Source organism: Photorhabdus antumapuensis, assembly GCF_020387775.1.
GTDB lineage: Bacteria > Pseudomonadota > Gammaproteobacteria > Enterobacterales > Enterobacteriaceae > Photorhabdus > Photorhabdus antumapuensis.
In genome coordinates this window covers 1-12,044 of record NZ_JAHZMK010000081.1, presented here as the reverse complement: position 1 = coordinate 12,044, position 12,044 = coordinate 1, and the positions used below count along the sequence as shown (strand labels likewise).

The 12,044-nt window shown below is 43.7% G+C and carries 2 protein-coding genes; both read right to left on the bottom strand.

Annotated elements, in window-relative coordinates:
- The coding region (gene rtxA, locus KZ793_RS21725) for an MARTX multifunctional-autoprocessing repeats-in-toxin holotoxin RtxA (protein WP_225817177.1) at nt 1–1,852 on the bottom strand (1,852 nt) is incomplete at its 3' end.
- Nucleotides 1,853–2,505: 653 nt separating this feature from the next.
- On the bottom strand, nt 2,506–12,044 hold a 9,539-nt coding region (gene rtxA, locus KZ793_RS21720), incomplete at its 5' end, for an MARTX multifunctional-autoprocessing repeats-in-toxin holotoxin RtxA (protein WP_225817176.1).

The window sequence follows — 12,044 nt, the reverse complement described above, 5'->3', positions numbered from 1 at the left end:
CACCATGAAATGTCAGATCGCCATTTTCACCACTTTTTATAATGACGTTGGCTGCACCCGCCCCCTCAAAAGTTGTATCACCGAATTTTGAGCCGTGCAAAATAACATTCGCCGCCCCCGCTCCTGTGAAATTAATATTACCGTTCGTCACATTGGATACAATAATGTTTCCACCACCCGCACCAATAAAATAAATATTACCGGTACTATCACCACCATTCTTTGATGATTTGATAAGATCTTGCTCAGAATAACCTTCAATATCAGTCAAACAATCAGCAATATCATCTGTTATATTTAAATCATAGTGAAGTTGACTTAACGTATAACCAGCACCTATTGATTGATAACCGCTAGGATAGGAAAAACTTTCTTCCGCTAAACGGCCAGTATGGTCACCTTTTTTATACCAAGATTTTGCAATATATTTCAGCTTTCCTGTTTCATAATCATTCGCCAACTTAACCTCAACCACTTTAGTATAAGGTTCCAGAAATATTGCATATACATAAGTATCCGGTTGCTCGTTTGATTTAACCGGAGAGACATCGATTTTCAGCCCATTAGAAGAGATCGCGTATCCTCCCATTTTGGCATTACCCAGTGTGACATTTTTCGCTTTAATGTTAGTACCATCAGAATAATTCACCCATTTATCGGTTAATAATGCCTCCTCAACACCCTGTATTGTGGTTTCTTGTCGATATACAAAATTAATATTGGCAAGTGTAATGGCACCTTCCCTTTTAACGGGGATAAAACCATTATTTACATTGATATTTTCCTTAGCAATATCTTTAAGATGATTACCCTCCTTATACCAAGAAGTGGCATAATAACGGAGCTTACCGGTATCAGGATTATTTTGCAGCCGTACAGCGACAACTTTAGTATTAACATTATTGGCAATGGCAAAGAGATAAGTATCAGGCTCTACATCGGATTTAACTGCTTTAACTTGCTGGGATTGTTGAATCCAGCGGCCCTCCATTGTTGCTGATGTCATAACAATATCTTTAGCCTGAGCAAATTCTATTTCATTTATCGCACCTGCTCGGGTAATTTCGTTATAAGCTCCTGCACCAGTAAAATGAATATTACCGTGAGCAACATCAGAATAGAGTTTGTTATAACCACCCGCACCTTCAAGCGTAATATCGCCCTGTGTCTGTCCATATCCATCTTCACTATGGCGTATACGTTCAATGCGATTCGCGGCCCCCGCACCACGCAAGATAATATTACCTTCTCTACCTTTACGTACAATATGATTATCAGCACCAACACCATTCAAAATGACATCACCGCTTTCTATCCGCGAATCGATACTATTTGCAGCGCCTGCGCCGTTAAATGTCACATCGCCTTGAGTACCCTCATAATGATTAAACCAGGTACGGTCAATTTTGTTAGCCGCTCCTGCGCCAGCAAAATAGACATTTCCCTGATCAGTTTCATGCCATAATTCATTGTATCCACCAGCCCCTTTAAAACTTGTATTTCCAGATAAACCTTTACGAACCAGTTTGTTATAGCCAGCAGCACCCGAATAATTTAAATTTCCCGTCTCACCCGTGTGATCAATAAAAGCCGCACCGGCTGCGCCGGCAAATGATAAGCCACCATTTCCCGTTTTACTAATACCGGTATAACCTGAGGCTCCCTTTACCGAAAGTTCACCATTCGTATGGTATACATCGACCTTTAATGAGCCAACAGTAACATCATCATCTCCGCCATAAGCATAAACTTCACCACCAATACCAATAGCAGTAATACTGTTACCGTCATTATCGTCGTAATATTTTCCAGTAAAGAAGTACTCTGTACTTCTATTTGATGATTTCCCCATCAATAGTCCTTTAATTTATTATTGAAGTTAAACAGAAAACCACTGCACCTAACGGATAGGGCAGTTATTTTGAATATTCAAGTTCTCACGAAACAGTGAAATATTCTGACTTTTTAATAGCAAAGAATTAAATAAAGAAAAAATCGCTATTAAAATTAATATCAGATATTGTTTGCACGAATTTATCAAACATACTTTTTCCAAAAAAGTAATTTATTAATAAAACGTATATATCAAAGAAAACATTAAGCTCAGCAAAGTTTCAATTTGATGCATTTATAAACACCTTAAAACAAATCCATCGAATGAGATAAATAAAAAACTCAAAAAGATCGTTAACGCAGATGTTTTTTTCCGCGATAATATTGAAAATACAGAGAAGATAATAAAGTAACAACTAAACTAAGATATAAAATTTCATCAATCACGATCAATTATTTTATTCCATTTCCATAAATAACCACACAGATTATAACGATTAAAACAATATAAGTAAATAAGATAATAATATCCTACTTTTTTAGTAAGGAAATAATAATGATAAATAAAATTCATTAATAAAAATAACTATTAATCAGTCAATAGCAAAAAATGGCTCACCCACTCTGTGAGCCATTTTTATTACTCGTTCTACTTTTATTCTAGAGAATTAATTATGCGAACTGAGCCTTGCCAATAGTGGTATCTGACCACGCCGTCGTAATAGCAATTTTCGCCTTACTGTCCAGATTTTCAATAAAACCATTATCACCCGCTGTCGGCGCAAAACTGCTCATTGATTGGATCAAGGTATCAACCGCATTATCCGATAGAGCAGTAAACTCACGCTCCCTCGACGCATTCTTATCCCCCATCCGCGCCACCAGTTTGGCACGATTACCATTAAAGTAATTGCTAAAAGTGACTGAACCTATTGATTCAAATTCCCCCTGAGCGGTTTTATCCTCAATATGGCGGTTTACTGATAACACCAGATCATACCCGCTACGCTGGAACCATAGGTTTTGCCAGTCAATGCCGTCAAAGACAATCATATCTTCTGTATTGATATCATCAACCTGACTGTCAATCACCTTACCACTGACCACAAAACTGTCTACACCGGTTCCACCCTGGAAGCGGTTCTGATAACCGCCTAACACCAGTAGATCCTGACCATCACCGCCATCAAACTGGCTGAACTTCGAAATAGTGGCCGCTATCAGATGGTCATCACCTTCTCCACCATTAATCACCGCATGGTAGCCCAACAGTTTAATCACATCATTACCAGCGTTGCCGTCAATCTGGTTGTCATTACCAAATACTCTGGCAAAGTCATGACCTGCACCCAATTCAACCCGGTTGTTATTACCAATGGTCACGGCATAATCCTGATCTTCTCCGGTATCCACCCGGTTGTAGTTGCCGGAGGTGACAACGTAATCCTGGCCCTTATCGGTATTAATCAAGCCACCCTCGCCAAAGACAAACGTCTGGTCATTACCTTCACCCATGAACACATGGTTAATACGTCCGGCTACCACCGCAGTATCATCGCCATCACCGCCAAACATCCAGTTCTCACGTCCCATCAGGACGCCCAGATCATTACCTGCACCGCCCGCAAAGATGTTGGAAGTACCGATTGAATAATAAACATCATCTCCGCGGCCACCCCAGAAGTTGTTGTTATCGCCCAGATAGGCGCCAAGATCTTTACCATCACCGCCCCAGTTGAAGTTGTAGTTCCCCAACGATACATGGATATCGCTATCCCCTTGCAGATGACCGCTGTTACGCAAGAAATCAAACGTTTTCTGCTCCATATTGAGCAGATCCGTGGTTAGATTTTCTTTCAGATGGGTCACTAATGACTTCATCTCTTCTTGTTTATCTTTACTGAACATCGTCGCAAACAAGTTAGGCAAATTCAGCGAATGAAAACCCAATGTACTTTCTGGTTTGGTGCTCTCCGTCCCCATAGTCGCTGGCGTACTGCTTTGCGCTTTTTCATTTTCATTTTTATTTTCATCAGGCTCTTTCTGTTTCAGTCCATGACTCTCAGCAAAGGATTTAATGCCATCCGTCCCCATATTGAGGTGAGATTTCAGGCCGTCGAGCAATTTATCTGGATCAGTGAAAACTTTCAGTTGTTCACCACCAAATTTTCCAATGACTTCAATCATCTCTTTTAGAATAGCCACACCATCCACCGGCTCGTCTCCACGGGAGACAATACGACCATCCGCAGTGTAATCCACAGCAAAAATATCCGCTAAAGTGGTATCTGCATTCACACTGGCTAACCGACCAAGGAATTTGTTCTTAAGCTGGCGTGGCAAATCCTGTGGATTATAGGTGAAAGTCGTCTGCGCTATACCGGTTGTCGAGTATTGCTGAGTCATTAAACTAAACAACGAACCTAAGTTAGTGTCGAGAATCGACTGGATATTGTCACCAAACATAAAGTTCCAGTTACCCGTGGTCACCTGAATATCCGCACCCTGCCCCCCGACTGCAAAGTTGAATGCCAGTTTCTCATTAGCCTGACGGAATTTATCTGCACGGCTCATTTTGCCCATATCAACACTGTTGCCATTATTGCTTAGCCACTGGTTGAATTGCTTATTCAGCGCTGCTTCCGTATCACTTCTCAGACCACGGCTACTACGCTCATGTTGAGAACCCAAATCAACTAGCGTCTTATAGTCAACGCTGCTGGTTTGATCCAAACCAGACATATCCTGAACAAATTTTTTCGCGCCAGCGATTGTCCATTGCTGATCTTGCGCCGCTAGCCAGTCCTGCTCTTCACCAGAATGGGCAATGCTTTGCAATACACCGGAAATACGGGCCGCACCATCAAATGGATTAACCAATGGTGGCGTTGGTAGGGATTTATCCATCATCACAATCAGGTCATTACTACGACCCTTGTTAAAACTGACGTTACGATTACCAATAAACATTTGCGCCCCTTCAAGCGCTTGATAACCTGCAATATCGAAGCTGTGTTGACTGTCACCATTGCCGATGTGCACCATCACATTATTATCTCCGAAGGCCAATGACTTAAAGCCACCAATACCTACTTTGATGCCAATGTTCGATGTTCCCCAATTGAGCGCAGTAAATTCGCCATTCCCTACATCTACCTGAATATTACCCGAGTAACTTAGCGGGTTATTCGATACATGACTTGAATCAGTTTCAATTTTATTTTTGCGCTTCTCTGGTGCCGTGAAAATATCGGCATCATTCACAATTGCACCTTTAGCTGGCGTATCGGCATCCGCAATACCGACACGAGAAAGGTTGATATCGCTTTCAGCAATATTGCGACGCACTCGCTCTGAATGCGTTTCAAGTTCGCCTCGTTCATTCCAATTCAATACGATTTTGTTATCAATCAGGCTGTTAACCCATTGATTATTTTTATTTCGCGTAAATTTACGGCCAGTGACATCAACGGCAACTTCACTACGACGAGCTGAAACCGTCGTGTGGATATCTTGCTCTTTTAACGCAGTGATAAAGTGACGAGCAAAACCATCTCGCTTGTCATCCCCAATCAGCGAACAGCCCACGATACTAATGTGGTCTGGTTTACCCGCCTGACCAAAGCTCCGAGTGAATTGTTTGAGTTTTATTGCCAGCTCATCGGCACGGTAACCACTCAGACGAGTGTTATTCCGCTCTGATTCGCTACGACCATGCCCTACAAGCTGCCAACGCAATTTGTCTGATAATTTAGCCGGATCACCATAAACAACACGGTATTGACCCTCAGAATCAAGTTGAACAATTACGCTGGAATCCGGATGTTTACCCGCCAGATTAGCCGCTGCTTTAACTGCTACAGGGTCATCCTCCATCTGGATAATGATTTGACCATCAAAACGAGTCTCACGGCCATCGGTTTGTGGTGTCACTTCCACTGTTTGCCAGCGATTGACTGGTTTGTGAACTAACTCTGCCGCTGATGTGGCTTGTAAGCTATTAAGCAAAGGATCTCGCAAACCATCCTTGGTAATAAGTTCATTCAATAATGGAGTGCCATCATTCTCCATGACGACTGTTTCTAATGCCTTATCTTTGCCCGATAACGCGGCTAACTCTTCCACGGGAGAGTGGCTTTGTTTTTTTGCTATTATTTCAAGCTGAGCTTCTTGAAGCACCTGAGCATAATTAAACAACTCAGTTGGCGTCCAGGTACCAAATTTTGGCAGCCACTTATGACCGACAAGTTTCTCTGCCCCCCCTGCTTTTAATACTCTGGCAATGATGCTTGAACAGTTATTCGTCAGCAATTGATAATGTTCATTAGGATCGCTGCTGATTTTATTCCATTCCGCCTGCATTGCCGCCACATCCAGACCTTCAAGGTTAATGCGGAATACGCGCCCTTGATCGGCTTCGCTGATTTTAAAGTCCCGAATATTCTTCAACTCTCGATCTTTAAATTCACGAATGACATTAGCAACACGTTTTTCTGCCAGTTGAGGGTCTTGTACATTTTTATCGGCTTGATATCGCAGTTCTTCCGCAAAAAGTCTGCCAACATCTGCCATCTCATATTGGCGATCATTCCACATTTCAACAAATGGCTGGTATATCTGCTCAGGAATACCGGCTGATTGCAGCAACGCAGGATTTTCCAATGCCATCATAGCAAAACCTTCAGTAACATCTTTGAAGGTTATATCTACCCCTTGTGCGAATTGCAGCTTTTCAATGAAACGTTGTAATTTACGATCACCATCTTCCAGACCAAACTTATCATGCTCTTCGAAGGCGACATCTGCTTCAAGCGTTCTATGGTTCAACGAAGGCCACCAACTGACATAATTTTTCTCATTGATAGCGCCTGCGTCGTCCGCATTAATATGCGCTCGTCCCTGACCAATTTGCATGGCGACGTGCCCTAACTGGCTATGATCGCTTGGTTTCCAAACAAACAGTGTGGCACTTATTGGAGATAAATGCTGTTCAATCGCCTGATGGATCTTTCTTAAACCAGAGACATCAATACCTTTACCATCGTTCGATAAATCGCTGGCTTTCAGATTCGAGAAGACGGCATCTGAAACATCTTGACCATATTCTTTAATAACCGCTGCTTTGACTTGCTCAACCGCTTTATCAAAATTTTCCGCTTTCTGGTTAATATGAATATTTGTCTTACCCCGAGTGACAAAATCGCCATTTTCATCAACATAAAAGTGTTTTGAATCCTTAAGATTGGCACTGCCAAGCTTATCATACAGACTACTGAAATCGCCTTGCTCTGAGATTCTCACAGTGGATTCAGCAAGCACCATCGACTCTTCAAAGCGCGTGTCAATTTGAGACAACAAGTCCTTCATTGCGGGTACACGACCTGAGTCAGGATGACCTAAGAGATAACCTTCAACCTGTTGGCGCAAATCGGATAATTTTCCAATCACATCCAATTCATCGTCTTTTCTTCCTTGTCGGGCATTGTGATAACGCTCTAATGCATCAATCACTTTTTGGTAACTGTCACCACGAATTTTACCTGCAACAGATGCGACTGCCTGGAACTCACTCACCGACATCAATTTTGGCACGGGTTTCCAGATGCCATTCACTTTCTCAGTAAGAATTCGGGTATGTCCTTGATGATGAGATATAATCCGATCTTCAATGAAATATAACTCATCAGGTAACTGTGCATAATTGTCGTAATTAGCAAGAATAAAACGTTCAACCGCTTTAAGCAGATTATTACTGGTCGTATTTTTTACAATAATTCGCTTAAATTCATTACCATTACCTGGCCATGAACGCACCTCAAATCCTTCATCACTCTTTTGCACTAATAAGTTACGTTCTGTACGTAATCCATAAAACGGCAATGCCTGATTTAGCATAGTGTCGATAGCACTGAGCTTAATATCGAGCTCAACAACGGTATCGGCTTTATAACCACCGGGGTTAACCGCCAGCCGTTTTTTCTGCTCTTCAATAGTCAAAGCATCAAACCGTGCCTGCACAGTAATACCCGCCTCTGTTAATTTGCGGCCAATCGATTCTGTAGGCAATCCGTTATATTCACTTGCCGGTTTATCCAGCAATCGAATTTTACCCACTAATCCTTCACGTTGCAGTTTACGCAATACAGGTAATTCAACATTCCAGAAATAGTTCCCAAGACGTAAGCCACCCTCAGAGATCAAATACACATCACCCCGTGATCCTGCGGCATAGACGGAACTCCAGAAACCGGTGTTGCTATACGTAGCCGCATCAATTGCCGATCTTAGCGCTTTATGTTCACTATTTTCAGGATCGGCGAGGTACATAATTCCCCAGCGCATGAGTTGCTGATTGAGTTGAATCGCAAAAGCGTTTCCTTGCACATCAACATCGTAAACAATTTTTTTGCCATCCGGTTGTGCTGCCTCAAGAACATCTCGATGCCTTCTAAAACTCTTCCCAGACCAGAATGAAACAATACTTTTGTCATCGCGGGCAGGTTCAAAGTTATAGCCATAGCGGTCTAGTTTTGTAATAAACTCAACTCGTTTATCCCAGTCATAATCCAGAGTCGCGTCAACAAACAGTTTCGCTAAAGATGCAGCTTCATTCTCAGGTACTTTGTTTTTGGCATTGGTATTTCTGAGGTGCCTTTCAACAAAAGTTACTATCCGTTGTCTGGTTTTATCGGAAATATCGGCACTAACACGTTTAAATCCGGGAACAGGGATATATCCGTCCGGCGTATTAGCGTTACCATTATCAAGCCAACGGTAAATGTGGGCGATTTTCTGTGCACGACTTAGTATGGAAGAATCGATCGCCCTTTTTTTGCTGCCACCCAATCCTTCCAGATTAATACCCGAAATTATCTGCGCTTTTCTGATGAGTTCACGCGTCTCATGTGAAGGAGGAACTACAATGCTGCCAGATTGTGGTTCAACAGACTGCGGAGTAAGCGAAACACCGGTATTTTTTGCCCGCATTCCCGCGTTGATCTGCAACCGATTAACGGCTTGTTTTGCATCCGCCAACGCTTGCAGGTCTTCTTCGGTCAGCCCTTGATAATATCGGTTTTTCGCTTCTGGCATTGATTCAGGATCAATATGGCTGCCGGTTTCTCCCGCTTCTGTTGACTCATAGGCTTTTTCCCCTGACAAGCCGCTGCCATTTGCACCAATCCGAGCAGGTTTGGAAGCGCTCAGTTGCGCCCCTTTAGCATCAGCTTGGGCCTGAGCCGCTTTACTTTCCGCCGCCGCGGTATCACGCTTACCACGACTTTCTGCATTCTGATACGCGATATTGGCGTTATCCTTCGCCTTTTCTGCCTGCTGCTGTTGTGAAAGTGCTTCTTCTTTTCTCTGATCTGCTTTGAATTGCGCGTCTACACCGTCAAGAATTGCCTTATCACGATTTTGTTTACTTTTTGTCTCGGCAACCTCTGATTGAGCAACCGCACCTTTTACTTTTTGCTGTGTATCAATCGCATCCCGATGTATATCTGCCAGCCGTTTTTCTAATGTCGGCTTGATGTCATCCAGCCGTTTCTGGACGTCCTCAGAGATTCCCCCCGCATAGTCGAGATAATGGCTACCTAACTCACGGCTATCATCAGTTTTATCTTTAAGTTGTTTAAATTTGTTAGCTATTAAAGTCAGCTCTTCAGTCACTGCTTGAGCTTCTTCTTTTATCGCCTCACTCTGCACTTGCCCATTCCGGTTAAGCGCTTCCTGATCCGTTGATTGCAATTGAGATTTCGATTTTTCAATCGCTGCCAGTTGTTTCTCTTTTTCTTGTTCTAGATGCTGGCGATCTTTTTCGGCTTTTTCTTTATCACTTAACGCGTTTTTGGCCGCTTGGTCTTGCCTGGCATGTTCAGTAACACTATTGGTTGGCAGTGTACCCACAGATTTTGCAACAACGTTATCTAAAATATAGCCAATACCATTATTATCACCGACGCCTTTAATTTCGATGCGGTTAGTACCTGCTTTGGCGATTAATTCCAATGTTTCACTTCGCCATGCAGTATCACCATTAGTAATGGTAAATTCACTTTCACCATTCCAAATCACTTCCATGCCTTCATTGGGCATAACAATATTTGCACGTTTTGCAAAATCAAAGCTCAATGAAATAACTTCACCTTCAGACCGGTTTTTCAGATCCTGGTAAATAGTGGTACTGACATCCACATCAAGTTCACTAACCCGTGAGCCATGACCCGTGTTATCAAGGCCGTAAGCACCCGCCGCATTATATGCCTCAACACCATGAGTTGACTGCCAACCTTGATTACCTTGTTCAAAGTCACCATTGATGATTAGGTTTTCGTTCCGATCTGATACCGATCGCGTTTTTCGATCCAAGGAGCCTGCTAAAGAACTTTCTATTGAGTCAATATCAGGTACTTCTACCGCTGTTATAGAACTACTCAGACGACTGCTTAAGTCCGAACCCACTTGATCAATTTCATCCATCTTAAAACCATCAATGGAGGAAACTTCGGTTAAGTTAATCGCGCCTCTGCCTCTATGGGTGCCCGACGTGTTAGCTTCATCCCCCTGAACCAAGTAGTTGATCGCCTGACTGCCTCCCACACCGAGCACAGTTTGTTTGATATTGTCGAAGAAAGAGGCAAGTTTGTTGCTTTCTGTATTACTCGATGCAACAGCCAAGCTGTAAAAATCGCCGTCACCAATCTTAATTGCCACATTATTACGCGCATAAGAGGCATTAACGTATAAGCCATGACCAACTTGGATATTAGCGTTACCTTGGCCTTTCATTGCCGCAACATTAAGACCATTGCCAACTTTGGTATTAACATTGTACTTACCCCACGCCACGTTAACCAAGACACCATCACCCACCTGGGTGTTTATGTTAGCGTCACCATGAGCAGCGGTTACATTTAAGCCATTGCCTACTGTTGTAGTCACGTTAGCTTTCCCTTTTGCCACCGTAACCTGCATACCATCACCTACTTTGGTGACGATATTGCCTTCGCTCCACAAGGCATTAAAGCTGTCTCCCTTGCCTACCTGAGTGACCATGTTGGCCTTACCTTTGGCAAGCACCACATTACGCCCGTCACCGACTTTAGTGATAACGTTGGCTTGCCCCCAAGCGCCGGTATAATCATCACCGTGACCAACATGGGTGATCATGTTGGCATCACCTTGAACCACGGTGACTTCTTGCCCATCACCCACTTTGGTAATGATGTTCGCTTTACCTTTCGCAAAGTTGTAACGGTCGCCCTTTCCCACTTGAGTCAGGATATTCGCCTCACCCCAGGCCGCATTCACCCCGGTGCCATCGCCAATTTTAGTGATAAGATTGGCTTTACCTTTGGCAAAACCCACCGTCGTGCCATCACCGACATGAGTCATGACGTTGCCTACATCAGACACCAGCAGACCGACTGTCGCCCCTTCTCCTACTTTGGTCAGAATATTGCCTTTGCCAAACAAAACAGCCGCCGTCGTTGAGTTGCCCACGTGGGTAATAACGTTCGCTTTCGCTGCCGCAACAACCCCCATAAAATCATCACCCACCTTGGTAACAATATTGGCCTCACCCAGTGCCAAGACACCCGTTAAGCCATCCCCAACATGGGTCATGATATTGGCTTTACCAAACATGGCCGCCAGCGTTGTCCCCTCACCGATTTTGGTCATCACATTCAGTTCACCGGTAAACAAACCGATACTGGTGCCATCACCCACATGCGAATAGATATTGGCTTTCCCTACCATTAAGGCGGCGGTCAGGTCATTACCGACTTTTGTCAGCACATTGGCCCCCCCAATCATGGCCGCAAAGGTATTACCATCCCCGACATGGGTAAAGAGATTGGCTTTGCCGATCATCGCCGCCAGGGTCATGCCATTACCCACTTTAGTTGCAATATTGCCTTTTGCCAGCATCAGGGCAACACTGGTGCCATCCCCAATATGAGTAAACACATTGCCTGCGGCTACCATCAAGGCCAGCGCATTACCGTCACCCACTTTAGTAAAGACGTTCACTGCGCCGCCCATTAACGCCCATGCATCCCCTCTGCCAACATGGGTAAACAGGTTGCCTGCACCAATCATGGCCGCAATTGATGTCCCCTCCCCGACTTTGGTGAAGATATTCCCCGCCGCAGCCATCACGCCCAGTGTCCAACCGTCGCCAACCTGGGTCAACACGTTGCCAATGC